This window comes from Syntrophothermus lipocalidus DSM 12680 (assembly GCF_000092405.1).
In the GTDB taxonomy this organism is placed as follows: domain Bacteria; phylum Bacillota; class Syntrophomonadia; order Syntrophomonadales; family Syntrophothermaceae; genus Syntrophothermus; species Syntrophothermus lipocalidus.
The window spans coordinates 1,600,718-1,615,877 of record NC_014220.1 but is presented as its reverse complement, the minus strand read 5'-3'; the positions used below and the strand labels follow the sequence as shown (position 1 = coordinate 1,615,877).

At 53.3% G+C, this 15,160-nt stretch carries 10 protein-coding genes, 5 tRNA genes and 1 CRISPR repeat array (1 of these 16 only partly in view); of the genes, 13 read left to right on the top strand and 2 right to left on the bottom strand.

What is annotated here, in order from left to right; genetic code table 11:
• The first annotated feature begins 78 nt into the window (after window positions 1-78).
• From speE to SLIP_RS07680, 6 genes are all read left to right on the top strand, one after another.
• Window positions 79-936, top strand: a complete 858-nt coding sequence (gene speE / locus SLIP_RS07705) for a polyamine aminopropyltransferase (RefSeq protein ID WP_041433524.1) — start codon at window positions 79-81, stop codon at window positions 934-936.
• Window positions 937-1,023: 87 nt separating this feature from the next.
• Window positions 1,024-1,099, top strand: a tRNA-Asp gene (locus SLIP_RS07700).
• Window positions 1,100-1,104: 5 nt separating this feature from the next.
• Window positions 1,105-1,180 (top strand) — tRNA-Phe (locus tag SLIP_RS07695).
• 7 nt (window positions 1,181-1,187) lie between these two features.
• Window positions 1,188-1,262: transfer RNA gene (locus SLIP_RS07690), tRNA-Gly, on the top strand.
• Window positions 1,263-1,295: 33 nt separating this feature from the next.
• Window positions 1,296-1,370, top strand: a tRNA-Cys gene (locus SLIP_RS07685).
• Window positions 1,371-1,414: 44 nt separating this feature from the next.
• Window positions 1,415-1,503: transfer RNA gene (locus SLIP_RS07680), tRNA-Leu, on the top strand.
• A gap of 81 nt (window positions 1,504-1,584) precedes the next feature.
• Here the strand turns inward: SLIP_RS07680 and SLIP_RS07675 are convergent.
• Both SLIP_RS07675 and SLIP_RS07670 read right to left on the bottom strand, forming a co-directional pair.
• The gene (locus SLIP_RS07675) at window positions 1,585-1,809 is read right to left on the bottom strand and encodes a type II toxin-antitoxin system HicA family toxin (protein ID WP_013175715.1); all 225 of its coding nucleotides are present in this window, start codon (window positions 1,807-1,809) and stop codon (window positions 1,585-1,587) included.
• Window positions 1,806-2,006 carry a type II toxin-antitoxin system HicB family antitoxin gene (locus SLIP_RS07670; protein ID WP_013175714.1) on the bottom strand — a complete coding sequence of 67 codons (201 nt, stop codon included), beginning with the start codon at window positions 2,004-2,006 and terminating at the stop codon, window positions 1,806-1,808. Before SLIP_RS07670 ends, SLIP_RS07675 begins: the two co-directional genes overlap by 4 nt.
• 196 nt (window positions 2,007-2,202) lie before the next feature.
• On the opposite strand from SLIP_RS07670, the gene SLIP_RS07665 reads away from it, so the two are divergent.
• Genes SLIP_RS07665 through cas2 form a run of 7 tightly spaced genes read left to right on the top strand, consistent with a single transcriptional unit; the run spans window position 2,203 to window position 10,071 of the window.
• Window positions 2,203-4,377, top strand: a complete 2,175-nt coding sequence (locus SLIP_RS07665; protein WP_013175713.1) for a CRISPR-associated helicase/endonuclease Cas3 — start codon at window positions 2,203-2,205, stop codon at window positions 4,375-4,377.
• A gap of 23 nt (window positions 4,378-4,400) precedes the next feature.
• The gene (gene cas5c / locus SLIP_RS07660) at window positions 4,401-5,117 is read left to right on the top strand and encodes a type I-C CRISPR-associated protein Cas5c (protein WP_013175712.1); all 717 of its coding nucleotides are present in this window, start codon (window positions 4,401-4,403) and stop codon (window positions 5,115-5,117) included.
• The gene (gene cas8c / locus SLIP_RS07655) at window positions 5,098-6,921 is read left to right on the top strand and encodes a type I-C CRISPR-associated protein Cas8c/Csd1 (protein ID WP_013175711.1); all 1,824 of its coding nucleotides are present in this window, start codon (window positions 5,098-5,100) and stop codon (window positions 6,919-6,921) included. Before cas5c ends, cas8c begins: the two co-directional genes overlap by 20 nt.
• Window positions 6,922-6,936: 15 nt before the next feature.
• Window positions 6,937-8,043 carry a type I-C CRISPR-associated protein Cas7/Csd2 gene (gene cas7c / locus SLIP_RS07650; RefSeq protein WP_013175710.1) on the top strand — a complete coding sequence of 369 codons (1,107 nt, stop codon included), beginning with the start codon at window positions 6,937-6,939 and terminating at the stop codon, window positions 8,041-8,043.
• Between the two features lie 2 nt (window positions 8,044-8,045).
• Window positions 8,046-8,726 (top strand): CRISPR-associated protein Cas4, encoded by a 681-nt coding sequence (cas4, locus tag SLIP_RS07645; protein WP_013175709.1) that lies wholly within the window; start codon window positions 8,046-8,048, stop codon window positions 8,724-8,726.
• A gap of 11 nt (window positions 8,727-8,737) precedes the next feature.
• Window positions 8,738-9,769: a type I-C CRISPR-associated endonuclease Cas1c gene (gene cas1c / locus SLIP_RS07640; protein WP_013175708.1), complete on the top strand. Its 1,032-nt coding sequence runs from the start codon at window positions 8,738-8,740 to the stop codon at window positions 9,767-9,769.
• Between the two features lie 11 nt (window positions 9,770-9,780).
• Window positions 9,781-10,071 (top strand): CRISPR-associated endonuclease Cas2, encoded by a 291-nt coding sequence (gene cas2 / locus SLIP_RS07635; RefSeq protein ID WP_013175707.1) that lies wholly within the window; start codon window positions 9,781-9,783, stop codon window positions 10,069-10,071.
• A 240-nt stretch (window positions 10,072-10,311) separates the two neighbouring features.
• A CRISPR array of direct repeats spans window positions 10,312-15,160; the repeat unit is 32 nt; unit sequence GTCGCTCCCCGCGCGGGAGCGTGGATTGAAAC; it runs 3,073 nt beyond the window's last position.

The window sequence follows — 15,160 nt, the reverse complement described above, 5'->3', positions numbered from 1 at the left end:
TTTTAAAACAAGTGGTAGTTTTTACGTAATGTCGGGAGGAGGAATAAAGTGTCGGAAGACATCATAAGAGAAGAGTCAATGGTGGATCTGTGGAACGTGTGGTACTCGGAACTGCATCAAGGAAGAGCGGGGCTGACTCTAAAAGTAAAACAGGTAATTTACAGCGGGCAAAGTCCCTTCCAGAGGATAGACATTCTCGAAACATACGAATTCGGGCGGATGCTGGTCCTGTACGGCTCGATTATGATAACTGAGAAGGATGAGTTTGTCTACCACGAAATGATTAGCCACGTGCCTCTTTTTACCCATCCTAACCCGCGCCGGGTTTTAGTGATTGGAGGCGGTGACGGCGGTACCGTGCGTGAAGTATTAAAACACCCAGAAGTCGAGCAGGTTACCCTGGTGGAAATAGATCAGATGGTGGTAGAGAAGTGCAAAGAATACTTCCCGCAGGTAGCGTGCGAGCTCGATAACCCTAAGACCAGGATACTGTTTCAGGACGGAGCGCAATTCATGGCGGAAACCGATGAGAAGTTCGACGTGATACTGGTCGATGCCTCGGACCCCATCGGTCCGGCAGAGGTTCTGTTCCAAAAGAACTTTCATCAAAACATTTACAACCGCTTGAACGAGGACGGGATCATGGTGACCCAGTCTGAGTCCCCCTGGTATCACCAGCGGACCTTGAGAAGGATGTACGAAAACCTGAGGAGCATTTTCCCGCTGGTCCGGATCTACTGGGCATATGTACCCACGTACCCCTCGAGCATTTGGAGCTTTACTTTGTGTTCGAAGAAGTACCATCCTATTAAAGACTTTAAAGCTGACCAGTACCGGGAACTGGGCATCAGTACCAACTACTACAATGCCGGGATTCACCAAGCCTGTTTCGTACTGCCTAACTTCATCAAGAAGGCGATATTGAACAGGGTATAAACTCAAAATATAGGGCAACGTCGTTGACGGGGCTGGTACCCCGTGCTATAATTAGTATTGCTTTGAGGTTCTGTACCTAACCGATTAGGAGCCGTGGTGGAGGGGTTACCATGCCGGCCTGTCAAGCCGGAGGTCGCGGGTTCAATTCCCGTCGGCTCCGCCATGCGTGCCTCGGTAGCTCAGATGGTAGAGCAGCGGACTGAAAATCCGCGTGTCGGCGGTTCGATTCCGCCCTGAGGCACCATTGTTGAGCGGAAGTGGCTCAGTGGTAGAGCATCGCCTTGCCAAGGCGAGGGTCGCGAGTTCGAATCTCGTCTTCCGCTCCATTTACTTTATTAGGACAACTGCATCAATGATGAGGGCGAGTGGCGAAGAGGCAACGCTGCGGTCTGCAAAACCGCCATTCACCGGTTCGAATCCGGTCTCGCCCTCCATTTCCGTTTTAACCTTTGTTACCGTTCACGACCCGAAAATCGATGCCGGGGTGGCGGAATCGGCAGACGCAACGGACTTAAAATCCGTCGGAGGGTGACCTCCGTGCCCGTTCGACTCGGGTCCCCGGCACCAGTGAATTTTGCCCCCTTCAGAATCCGTAACGACTGAAGGGGGTTTTGTTATGCCCAAAATGGGAAAAATTGCACGCTTCTTTCACCTCAGTAGCGTAATGAACTCCTCCACAGTGAGGCCCGCTTGCTTGACAACTGAGCGCAACGTACTGGGGGCGAGCTCATCATGCAAAGGCACTATGGCTGTTTTGCCGCTAGGGTGACGCATTTTCACATGGCTACCTCGCTGAGTGGTCGGGCAGAACCCCGCTTTTGCAAGGATTTTGATAACCTCCGGCCCGGATACTACAGGCAGTTTAGGGCTCATATTGCTACCTCAACCGTTGCGATTACGTGCTCGGGTAGGGCTTCCGGCAAGGGCTCACCCTCGAAATAGAGTTCCAGAGCCTCCTTCAAATTTGCGAGGGCTTCTTCGATAGTCTTACCTTGGCTTGCTATTTCTACCTCGACGGTCTTAGCAACATACCATTGCCCTTCTTTCGTGACCACAGCCGTAAAGCGCATAACCTGTAACCTCCTATTTCCCTCTTTCAACTATAAGTCTATTGTGCTTTTCCTCAAAGCACAACTCACTAGGCAAAATGCGCATGAACGTTTTCTGATCAGCTATTGAAAATGTCGAAATTTGACGACAAATTCTGGAAGGAATCGAAGAACCGGATGCATAATTAGTTTAAGTAAGCAAAGGGGAGGATCAGGTATGTGCGTTTACTATGCACACACCCGCAATTCTGAAGGTGCAATGCACCGGCTTGATGAGCACCTGCTTGCAGTGGCTGAGCTGGCTGGGAAATACTCAGAGAGGTTTTATGGAGGGATATTGGAGCCCTTGGCCTGGTTGGCAGGCGCCTTTCACGATATCGGCAAAGTATCTCCAGGTTTCCAAAGCTACCTGGAAGCTATAGAAGCTGGCCAGCCAAAGCGAAAAGTACCTCATTCGCCGCTGGGTGCGGTATTTATTCGCAGTGTTCTGTCCAGGTTTGAAGTCAAGGATGACCTGGCCCTTATAGTGGCCGGTCACCACTCGGGCCTCGAGGAAATCGGGACACTGACAAGCAAACTCGTAGGCTATAGTACTGACCAAGACCTAGTCCAAGAGATGACCGACATGTTGCAGAAATTGCTGAAAAGGACGGCGAGTGGAGGAATAAAGATTCCGTCTCTGAACGAATTGCAACGCGAACTCCTCATCCGAATGCTGTTCTCAGTATTGATTGACGCTGACAGACTGGACACCGAGCTGCACTTTTTCCCGGAACGCGCGAGACTCCGTGATCAGGGGCCGACTCTGGCTGAGCTGGCGATACGGTTTCGCAAAGATCAGGAGGAACTGCTGCGGCAGAGCGAAGATAGGCTGTCCGTTGTAAATGAAGTTCGAAGAGACGTTTACAGAGCATGCGTTGATGCGGCAAAGAGCCCTCAGGGATGGTACAGCCTGACTGCTCCTACCGGAGCAGGCAAAACCCGCAGCGCACTGGCCTTTGCCTTGGAACACGCCTTGGCTAACGGACACGAACGGATTATCTTCGCTCTACCGTACACAAGTATCATCGATCAAAACGCCGAAGTCTACAGGAGTATATTAGGACCGGATTCTGTTCTGGAACACCACAGTCAGGTAAAGACGAGCGATGAAGAGGACGAAGAGCAGCGAGTGCTGCGGATGCGCTTGGCAGAGGAGAACTGGGACGTACCGCTAGTCGTCACGACTACCGTTCAATTGTTGGAGAGTCTTTTCTCTAATAGACCTTCGTCATGCCGCAAGATACACCGCATCGCCAAAAGTGTGTTGATATTCGATGAAGCGCAGACTCTTCCACCAGAGCTTTTGAGACCTACTATGCAGGTATTGAAAGACCTGGCCGAAAACTACGGCACCACAGTGGTTTTGTCAACCGCAACTCAGCCGGCGCTAAAAGACGAGTTCTTGCCGGAATTGGAAGGAATCGAAATCCGAGAAATAATACCCGATTATCCGCGGCACTTCAAAATGTTGAAGCGAGTCGAGTACACGAGGTTAGAAGAGCCGGTTTCAATAGCAGAACTGGCCGGCGAAGTATCCAGATACCGGCAGGTCATGGTTGTAATGAATACGAGAAGAAACGCCCTGCTGTTGGTGGATGAGCTGGGAGAAAAAGATTGTCTGCACCTGTCGACGCTGCTCTGCAGTGCTCATCGCCGAAAAGTACTGGAAGAGGTGCGGAGACGTTTGCGCGAAGGAAAACCCGTGAATCTGGTTGCCACACAGGTGGTAGAGGCAGGCGTGGACCTAGATTTTCCAGTCGTCTATAGGGCAGTCGGACCGTTGGACAGGATAGTACAGGCAGCGGGCCGTTGCAACCGGGAAGGGAGACTACCGGGATTCGGCGAGGTCGTTATCTTCGAACTGGAAGACGAGAAGGTGCCCAGAGGGCCTTACAAGGCAGGTTTAGAGCAGGCAAAGCTGATACTGGCGGAGTGTGGTTCGCCTGATGTTCTGAACGAGCCGAATATATTCGAAGATTATTTTTCCCGGTTGTTCAGCGTCCTGGGGAAAAACCTCGACCAATACGGTATCCAGAAAAGCCGCTCTAGGCTGAACTTCCCCAAGGTGGCGGAGGACTACCGCATCATCGGAGAAGACACGGTGCCGGTCGTTGTCAAGTATGGGCAAAGCGAGGAGGCGCTGCAGCGCTGGCAGGCAGACCCTAGCCGGGATTCCTGGCGGGACCTTCAGGCTTACATGGTCAATATCTACGAAAGGGAGGCGAGAGAATATTTCAGGGACGGTTTGCTTTCTAAAATAACCGACGGTTTGTATCTGTGGGAAGGTGCTTATGACGATGTGAGAGGCCTCAGTGGAGTATGGAGAGACCCTGCAGACCTCATCGTTTAAAAGGTTTGAAAGGAGGTGACCTCTTGCTGGGTAACTACGATGTTGCAGTTAAAGTGTGGGGAGACCTGGCTTGTTTTACTAGGCCGGAGTTCAAGGTAGAAAGGGTTACTTATCGCGTAATGACACCATCAGCAGCTCGGGGAGTTCTTGAAGCTATTTTTTGGAAGCCCGAGTTTCGCTGGGAGATCAGGGAGATATGGATACTGAATCCTATAGAAGAACTGGTGGTAATGCGCAATGAGATTGACAGCCGGCAGAGCGCAGACACGGCCAGTTTCGTCGTTGAAGAGAGAAGGCAGCAAAGGACCGGTCTTTTCCTCAAGAATCCGTCATACCTGATTTTCGCGGACATCAGGCTGAAGAAAGAGACAGAACACCCTAAGAGAAAGTATACGGAACAGTTCCTTCGCCGTGCCGAACGCGGCCGGTGTCACCACCAGCCCTACCTGGGGACGAGGGAGTGTTCGGCGTACTTCAGCTTGCCCCAGGGGGACGAAAAACCTGTTTCTACCAGCATCACCATAGGCAACATGTTATTTGACATTGCCTACTGCCAGAGTTCTGAACGGACCGACATGAGCTTCTTCAGGCATGAAGACAATACGGCCAGCGTGGTTTACGGTTTTGCCCAGCCTCTGTTTTTCTACGCTAAGGTAGAGAAAGGGGTCATGCGGGTTCCGTGGGACAAGTATGAGGAGCTTTACAGATTGGAGGGGGTCCATGTTAAAGGAATTAGTTGACAAAGCGGAAAAGCTGGAAAAAGAGGGCAACAAGAATCCCATCGGGTACGACAGGTATTCACAACCCATAAAATGGGTGGTTCACATTTACCCTGATGAGGATAGGGTGGAGGTTGAAGAATACGCGGGGGAAAACCGCCCCCGGCCCAAGCCTGCAAACCGGACCAGCAACGTGTATCCGTGCCCGCTAGCGGATGAGGCTACATACGTGCTCGGTATTAATAGAATAAGTCAAGACAAGGTTGATAGGAAGGCGGCTGCAAAGCACCAGGCCTACAAGGCCATGTTGGAGCAGATAGCGTTGTCCCCGTGTATCGAGGACGATTTGTTGCGGGAAGCTGTAACCCGCGTTAGCGAACGGGTGGAAGACGGATCAGTAGCCAAGGCGTTCGGAAAACGCGACATTCTGGGAAAGCAGTGGATCACCTTTGTTTACGAAAAGGGACCTCTGCGGGGCAAACACCTACACGAGATGCCGCAGATCAAAGAATTCTGGGCGCGAAAAGTATCAGGCGACGTTGCCAGTAGTGCGGAACAACCCTGCTGCATCTGCGGTCGACGGGAGAGAATTGTCAGGAATATCCCTACTAAGATCGTTCTCAAGAGCGGAAACCGGCAGATCGCTAGTTTCAACAAAAGCGCATTCGTCTCGTTTTCTTTTTCGGAAGAGGGTGCCCCGGTGGGAATGTGTGTACCCTGCGCGGAAAATGCTTCCCAGGCTTTGAACTACCTGGTACAGCAGAACTCTCAGGTCATCTACGAAGACAGGACAGCTAAAGGCAAGGTCAACAACGATAGTCCGCGAAACCAGGTGGCAGTATACTGGCTTAAGGAAGACGCGAAATTCTCCCTGGAGGGGCAAGAAATCAGCTTTGAAAAACTGTTTGCGACGCCGATGGTTGTGCCCGAGTCGATGGAAGTCAAGACCACGGAGGAATTGATAGACCGGTTTCTTAGGGCCCCATTGGGAACTGGGGCAAATGCTCTCAATCTGGATGAAAACACTTTTTACCTGGCTGTGCTGTCGCCGAATACCGGCCGGATTGCGGTGAGGGACTGGATTGAGGTGGGGGCGGGGCAGGTTAAAGCCAACTTGGCGAGGTACTTTGAGGCCTTGCGATTAGTAGACGCGGCGGGCAACAAACGGGCTCCTTACAATATTTCACAGTTGCTGGCCCCGCTTCCGGATGCGGATCCGGGCATGGCTAAATCGCTTATACGTTCTGCCTATCGCGGGGAAAAGCCGCCGTCGTCTCTTCTGCTGTCGGCGGTGAGACGTGTCCGGGTTTCTGGCGCTCGGGATGGTGGTTTGGAAGCAAAAAAACGCGACAAAAGGAGGCTCGATCCGGTTGAGGTCTGGCAAAGGTTGTGCACCTTGATCAAGTTCTGCTTGACGTTTGGAAAGGAGGATGCCCAAGAGATGGAGACCTTACAACGGAGCCGCCGGGATTCGGCATACCAGGCAGGACGGTTGCTTGCCGTGCTGGAAGAGATACAGAAGCGGGCGGCGGGTAGCACGCTCTCATCTACCCTTATTGACCGTTACTACGGTTCTGCCTCTACGTCACCTGCAACCGTTTTCCCATTGCTCATCAGCATGGCTACAAAGGCCCATATGCCGAAAATCAGGAAGAAGTATTTCAATCTCTGCCGCGAGCTCGAAGCGTTACTGGAAGAGATCATGTTAGCCATAGACGAGCTGGGCGGATTTCCGCAGACCCTTCCTGTATCACAGCAAGGAGAGTTTGCTCTCGGTTTTTATCACCAGCGGGCAGATTTCGCCGCCACAAGGGCTAACAGATAGGAGGAGGTAGGTTTTATGGCTCAGGAGCTTTGTTTCAATCCAGACAGAAAGCACGATTTTGTTTTTCTCTTTGACGTGGTAAACGGGAACCCCAACGGTGACCCGGACGCGGGCAACATGCCTCGCATAGACCCCGAAACCAACCACGGTTTTGTCACCGATGTTGCCCTGAAAAGAAAGATAAGGGATTACGCGGCCTTGGTTCACGGTAAAGCAATATTTGTTCAGAGCAAGGTAGCTCTTAACACCTTATATTACAACTCAATGGCCGAGCACGGGTACGCCTTTCCGGAGGTAGAGGTTAACGACGAGGGACTATTGGAGTGGCTGGTAAACGAAGCGGCCGATGTTTTCGACGTGAATGAAGATCTCAAAAAGGTCAGGTATATCCGGGAAATGAAAAACCAGAAAGATATCCTGGACACCGTAAAGGAAGAAGTAGGAGAAGTCCCGCCTGAGATTAGGCCGAAGCTTGAGCAGCTGGTCAAAGACCTGGTTGCAGCCGGCAGGAACCTGAAGAAACTGAGTGCCTCGGACAGGGATGCAATCAAAGAAGTTATGACAAAGAGATATTACGATATGCGCATGTTCGGGGCTGTGTTGACAGCCGGGACTAACGCCGGTCAGGTGCGCGGACCTGTGCAACTGACATTTGCCCGGTCGATATCGCCTATACTGCCGATGGACGTGAGTATTACAAGGGTAGCTATTACAAGGGAAGCTGACAAGAGATCAAAGCAGACAGAGATGGGAAGAAAGCCTATAGTTCCCTATGGTCTTTATCGGTGTCACGGGTTCTACAACCCCAAACTGGCCGAGCGCTTGACCTCAAAGGGCAATCCCGTAACCAGTGAGGATCTTGCTGTCTTGTGGGAGGCGCTGGGGAACATGTTCGAATACGACCGGTCGGCCGCCCGCGGGGAAATGACCTGTAGGGGACTATACATCTTTTCCCACGACGATGAGAAAGGCTTGGGTAAAGCCCCTGCTCACAAGTTATTCGACTTAATTCGCATCGAACAGAAAGAGCCTTCGAAGCCCCCGCGTTCATTCGACGACTACGAAATCGTGGTGAACCAAAAGGAGTTGCCGCCGGGAATTGAACTGAAGGCGTATGTCTAGCCATGTACCAGGAACAGGAATTATTACCCGTCTCTGCTCTGCAACACCTAGTTTTTTGCGAGCGCCAGTGGGCTCTGATTCACCTGGAACAGTTGTGGGTTGAAAATATCCTAACGGCTCAAGGTAGAGTAATGCACGAGCGGGTTCATGAGCACGACCGTGAGGTTCGGGACGGTATTATCATCACCAGGGGTCTGCCATTGAAGTCCTTAAGATTAGGACTTACTGGGAAGGCCGATGTGGTAGAGTTCGTTGCCGTGTGCGTGAAAGATGGCCGTGAGGGCATTCCCATAGAGGGACAGCCGGGGTTGTGGAAGCCCGTGCCCGTCGAGTACAAACATGGGAAGCCGAAGGTTGATAGAAGCGATGAGGTTCAATTGTGCGCTCAGGCTTTATGTATTGAGGAAATGCTAGGCGTCAGTGTAACAGAGGGAGCTATATATTACGGGCGGCCCCGTCGCAGGCACTCGGTGTCGTTTGACGAGCCTCTGCGCGCCGCTACCGAAGAGGCTGTTTTGCGCCTGCATTACCTGACTCGCGAGGGCCGCACGCCGGCGGCGGTGTATAGACGGGAATGTAATAGCTGCTCGTTATATGAATATTGTTTACCCAGGGCCACAGGTGGCGGCAAGAATGTTTCCAAATACCTCCAACAAGTGTTGGACGAGCTTGACATAGAATAGGGGAGGGACCCGTGAAGAGGCTTCTCAACACTTTGTACGTTACTACACAAGGGGCGTATTTGTCCAAAGAAGGCGAGACAGTTTGCGTGAGGGTTGATAAGGAAATAAGGCTTAGGGTTCCAATACACACGCTGGCCAGCATCATCTGTTTTGGGCAGGTTTCCTGCAGTCCACAGCTTATGGGCTTGTGCGGTGAACGCAACGTTTCCCTCGCATTTTTTACTGAGAACGGACGTTTCCTGGCTCGAATAGAGGGGCCTGTACGGGGAAATGTTCTTTTGCGTCGTGCTCAGTACCGGAGGGCCGATGAGGAAGAGAGGGCGTCTGGACTGGCGCGGGCCATGGTACTGGGCAAAGTACTTAATTCTAGGACGGTATTGATGAGGGCCTTGAGAGATTACCCTGGTTGTTCAGGGGCTGCTGAGATTCAATCTGCCGTAGACAGGCTAGCCCAGATAGCCCGAACCTTAAAGCATCCACAGACCTTAGAATGGCTGAGGGGTGCCGAAGGAGAAGCGGCGAGGCTGTACTTTGGTGTATTGGGACATTTGATCACGGTTCAGACGAGCGAGTTTGCGTTTACAGGACGGTCGAGACGTCCTCCGACGGACAACGTGAATGCTTTACTGTCGTTTCTTTACACTCTTCTGGCACATGACGTAGCATCTGCCCTGGAAGGAGTTGGTCTAGATCCGGCAGTTGGGTTCTTGCACAGAGATAGACCGGGCAGGCCGAGTTTGGCTCTCGACCTCATGGAGGAACTGAGGCCGATACTCGCCGACAGGCTGGCTCTAACTTTGATCAATAGGCGGCAGGTGACAGCTAGAGGCTTTCAAAAGAAGGAATCAGGGGCTGTTGTTATGAGCGATGACACGAGAAGGGAGGTTCTCCAGGCCTACCAGGCTAGAAAAAGGGACCAGATTACGCACCCGTTTATTAATGAAAAGGTATCACTGGGGTTATTGCCTCATATTCAGGCGTTGCTCCTCGCTAGGCACCTGCGGGGGGACATCGACGGTTACCCGCCGTTTATATGGAAATGAGGTGATGCTGTGTGATGGTCCTTATCACTTATGACGTTAATACTGAAACGCCAGAAGGCAAGAAGAGGTTGCGGTTAGTTGCAAAAGAATGCGAAAATGTCGGACAGCGGGTTCAAAAATCGGTTTTTGAATGCCTAGTGGATCCGGCACAATTTGTAGCATTAAAACACCGTCTGGAAAAGATCATTGACAAAGAGCACGATAGTTTAAGGTACTACCGGCTGGGCGCTAACTGGCAACGACGGGTGGAGCACGTAGGAGCGAATCCGGGCTACGATCCAGAAGGGTTTTTGCACATCTAAAACGCTTCTAACTGGTTGCACTTCGGTTAGCATCAATTGGTCAGGCAAGAATGGCTTTGCACACTCCAAGAGCGCGAACCTATAGTGGTGGCTGTTTGCCTGGGAGGTTCGCGATGCGGAAGGTTGCGGTATTCTTAGCGTGGGACTGCTGTAATAAACGGATAAGCCGTACCTGAGCGCGGCTGGGGCGCGGAACCGCAGCCAGAAAGAGCCGAACGAATGGCAGCAATGGGCAATACAGTCGCTCCCCGCGCGGGAGCGTGGATTGAAACTTGCGAAATTTTGCCTCGACAACCTGTCTATCGCGGTCGCTCCCCGCGCGGGAGCGTGGATTGAAACAGACGCTCATTGTTGTATGTGATGATGTAATCAAGTCGCTCCCCGCGCGGGAGCGTGGATTGAAACAAGAAGCAACTACTGACACCGAATTTGATAAATAGTCGCTCCCCGCGCGGGAGCGTGGATTGAAACACTGGACAGCTAACACAGGGAGGGGCGCAAATGCCGTGTCGCTCCCCGCGCGGGAGCGTGGATTGAAACCCTTGACTGGGGTGGTTATAGCGAAGCGATGATGTCGCTCCCCGCGCGGGAGCGTGGATTGAAACACGAAGAAATTAAGAAACAGGTACAAGATCACGAGGTCGCTCCCCGCGCGGGAGCGTGGATTGAAACTTTGAATTACGGCGCAAAGAAGGCTACTAGAAGTGGGTCGCTCCCCGCGCGGGAGCGTGGATTGAAACAACTTGTGTTTTGGACTCCTATTGGTTAACCAACGTCGCTCCCCGCGCGGGAGCGTGGATTGAAACGCACAACGGATAATCGTCTCTACTATCATCGTAAGGTCGCTCCCCGCGCGGGAGCGTGGATTGAAACACTCTCAAAAGGTGGTACCCTCATTGGGAATGGTGTCGCTCCCCGCGCGGGAGCGTGGATTGAAACTTTTTATCAAACCATATCATCCGGCTTCCACAGGGTCGCTCCCCGCGCGGGAGCGTGGATTGAAACTCGGGCTTGACCCGTATAAATCGCCCTTTGACGTGTCGCTCCCCGCGCGGGAGCGTGGATTGAAACGCCCCCGGTTTTTTGTTGCGATTTACGGGAGGTGGGTCGCTCCCCGCGCGGGAGCGTGGATTGAAACTTTTGTAGGACTTCTCTCACCTTCTTTTCTATCCGTCGCTCCCCGCGCGGGAGCGTGGATTGAAACATTACATCACAGGAAGGAGGTGACGGAAATGTGGGTCGCTCCCCGCGCGGGAGCGTGGATTGAAACATTAGGAAATGCCTACAATGTAGAAGTACCAAAGGTCGCTCCCCGCGCGGGAGCGTGGATTGAAACATGCCTGCGGTTACAACTTGCGTATGACAAGGTGTCGCTCCCCGCGCGGGAGCGTGGATTGAAACCTGAGAACGTCGAATGTGGGCTACAAGCTGAAATGTCGCTCCCCGCGCGGGAGCGTGGATTGAAACAGTGGGCCTATGCGTTACGTGTATCTGCCCATTGATGTCGCTCCCCGCGCGGGAGCGTGGATTGAAACACGAGGAACTACAACCTTGAGAGTGACCTTCGGAGTCGCTCCCCGCGCGGGAGCGTGGATTGAAACAGCGTACCAAGCCTGAAGAATTTAACTTGCCCAAGTCGCTCCCCGCGCGGGAGCGTGGATTGAAACTTCATGGTTCATTCCTCCTTTTTATTTAAACGCCGTCGCTCCCCGCGCGGGAGCGTGGATTGAAACACGCATACGAACCGCACTTGACTCCTTCAAGGTGCGTCGCTCCCCGCGCGGGAGCGTGGATTGAAACATCCACTTACCGCGCTGGGTCATTCTCGCGGCCGGTCGCTCCCCGCGCGGGAGCGTGGATTGAAACAGCGCGAGGTAGCCAAAGCCGAGCAGGAATTGGGTCGCTCCCCGCGCGGGAGCGTGGATTGAAACGTCTCTTAGTGTCGCTATGGTGTCTAGCTAGTGCAGTCGCTCCCCGCGCGGGAGCGTGGATTGAAACTCACCCCTCCCGCTTTTGTCTTAATCTCCAATCCCGTCGCTCCCCGCGCGGGAGCGTGGATTGAAACTACTGGCAACTTTTTTATGTGAGTGCCCGACTATGTCGCTCCCCGCGCGGGAGCGTGGATTGAAACATCGTTTTTCCAGCGCAAATCTGCTTCAAGTTTCGTCGCTCCCCGCGCGGGAGCGTGGATTGAAACAGTTATGCGAATGGAACGCTTACTTTTGCGTCTGCGTCGCTCCCCGCGCGGGAGCGTGGATTGAAACTGGGGAGGACGAGAGTAGTGGCGCAATATAAACTCGAAGTCGCTCCCCGCGCGGGAGCGTGGATTGAAACTGCAATTACTCTTACAGGAACCATTAACCTACCGTGTCGCTCCCCGCGCGGGAGCGTGGATTGAAACTTTAACCCAAGCCCGAAGACTATTATGGTTAATGTCGCTCCCCGCGCGGGAGCGTGGATTGAAACACGAGATAATGCGACCTACCACAAATTAGTGAGGTCGCTCCCCGCGCGGGAGCGTGGATTGAAACAAGAATGTCCTGACCTTGTTCGTATGAACGAGGGGTCGCTCCCCGCGCGGGAGCGTGGATTGAAACTTTATTGACAGCAAAATCATCATAGCCGCCGTAAGTCGCTCCCCGCGCGGGAGCGTGGATTGAAACTCTGGCTTGCATCCCCAATCTAACATTTTGAAAGTCGCTCCCCGCGCGGGAGCGTGGATTGAAACCAATAGTCAAATACGTCTCCCGCGCATAGGATTGGTCGCTCCCCGCGCGGGAGCGTGGATTGAAACTTCTGCTTCTTCAACCCGCTCTAACTTTTCCTCCAGTCGCTCCCCGCGCGGGAGCGTGGATTGAAACTTCCCAATCATGGGAAAAAACTTTCCAAAAATGGGTCGCTCCCCGCGCGGGAGCGTGGATTGAAACCACGACCCGGAAGCCCGCTTAAATAAACAGTTTGCCGTCGCTCCCCGCGCGGGAGCGTGGATTGAAACAGTGCCTTTAAGCATCTGTTCTCTTTCGCCAACGTCGCTCCCCGCGCGGGAGCGTGGATTGAAACTTGTCAAAACAATAACCCCGAATCCCCAACAAATGTCGCTCCCCGCGCGGGAGCGTGGATTGAAACGAAACTAACCTGCCTTGCCTGCCCAATCCGATTAAGTCGCTCCCCGCGCGGGAGCGTGGATTGAAACACTGCCGAGAATGGACTGGACAGGGATAAAAAACGTCGCTCCCCGCGCGGGAGCGTGGATTGAAACGAATCAAGTAATGTCGCAGATACTACAACAGGGCGGTCGCTCCCCGCGCGGGAGCGTGGATTGAAACCGGCATCCTACTACAAACGGGGATTGACTTGGTCGCTCCCCGCGCGGGAGCGTGGATTGAAACCTGTTTACGATTCACAAGGAAATCTGCTTGGAACGTCGCTCCCCGCGCGGGAGCGTGGATTGAAACTCATTCCAGACCTCTCCTTTCCCTGTTTTGGAGGTCGCTCCCCGCGCGGGAGCGTGGATTGAAACATCAACATCAACTCCTAGATATGCCTCTCCTATGTCGCTCCCCGCGCGGGAGCGTGGATTGAAACTTTTTGTTACCTAATGGAATTGCGAGAGGAAACTGGTCGCTCCCCGCGCGGGAGCGTGGATTGAAACCACTGTAAAAGGAATTGGCGGACGTTTAATGGGGTCGCTCCCCGCGCGGGAGCGTGGATTGAAACAGGTTAATGGACAGAGATTCTCAAATTGCAGTAGGTCGCTCCCCGCGCGGGAGCGTGGATTGAAACAGAAGTAAAATTGCTTCTGAACAACATCTAGGACGTCGCTCCCCGCGCGGGAGCGTGGATTGAAACCTGTTTCTCATTAACGACGCCGAGGACGACATAAGTCGCTCCCCGCGCGGGAGCGTGGATTGAAACCCGTTTGAATAAACTCCACCAATAACTATTTCATGTCGCTCCCCGCGCGGGAGCGTGGATTGAAACTGCAATTACTCTTACAGGAACCATTAACCTACCGTGTCGCTCCCCGCGCGGGAGCGTGGATTGAAACGGCAGTATGCAATTGAGCGTTACAATGAGTCCAAGTCGCTCCCCGCGCGGGAGCGTGGATTGAAACTTTGGCGTAGCACCTCAACTCCTCTGCTGACAAGGTCGCTCCCCGCGCGGGAGCGTGGATTGAAACGGGGGACATTATCAATCGTTCATGGTCCTTCCGGGTCGCTCCCCGCGCGGGAGCGTGGATTGAAACTATTGGCTTCCTAAGCCAATCAATATATTGTTTAGTCGCTCCCCGCGCGGGAGCGTGGATTGAAACATTCTCATTAAAGCTCCAATACAAAGTTGTTTTGGTCGCTCCCCGCGCGGGAGCGTGGATTGAAACGATATGGCTGTATCTGTAGCTACAGGTACGTCGTGTCGCTCCCCGCGCGGGAGCGTGGATTGAAACTTGCTTCAGTAGCGGTAACACCGACTTTAGCCAAGTCGCTCCCCGCGCGGGAGCGTGGATTGAAACTTTATTCCCCTGTGCGGTTCTATCGTGGTAGTTTGTCGCTCCCCGCGCGGGAGCGTGGATTGAAACAAATTGTATAATAATATCAGAGAGGAAAGTTAATAGTCGCTCCCCGCGCGGGAGCGTGGATTGAAACGGGAACTTGGTCAACGAAGAAAGAAAGAAGAACGTCGCTCCCCGCGCGGGAGCGTGGATTGAAACATTGAGGGGATACACGGACCCCCTCGTGGTATAAGTCGCTCCCCGCGCGGGAGCGTGGATTGAAACTTGCGTTTCTTGCGGTTTGTATAAATATGTAGAAGTCGCTCCCCGCGCGGGAGCGTGGATTGAAACGGGTCTAGTGGGGCGTACGCAGTAGCCTCGTATACGTCGCTCCCCGCGCGGGAGCGTGGATTGAAACCTGGCCTTCTTCGTCCTTACAACGGAACCTTGGAGTCGCTCCCCGCGCGGGAGCGTGGATTGAAACCTGAAGCAGAAGTTGAAAAAGGAACTATCTATGGGTCGCTCCCCGCGCGGGAGCGTGGATTGAAACCACCTGGGGATAAACCTATATCAACCAACGGCATCGTCGCTCCCCGCGCG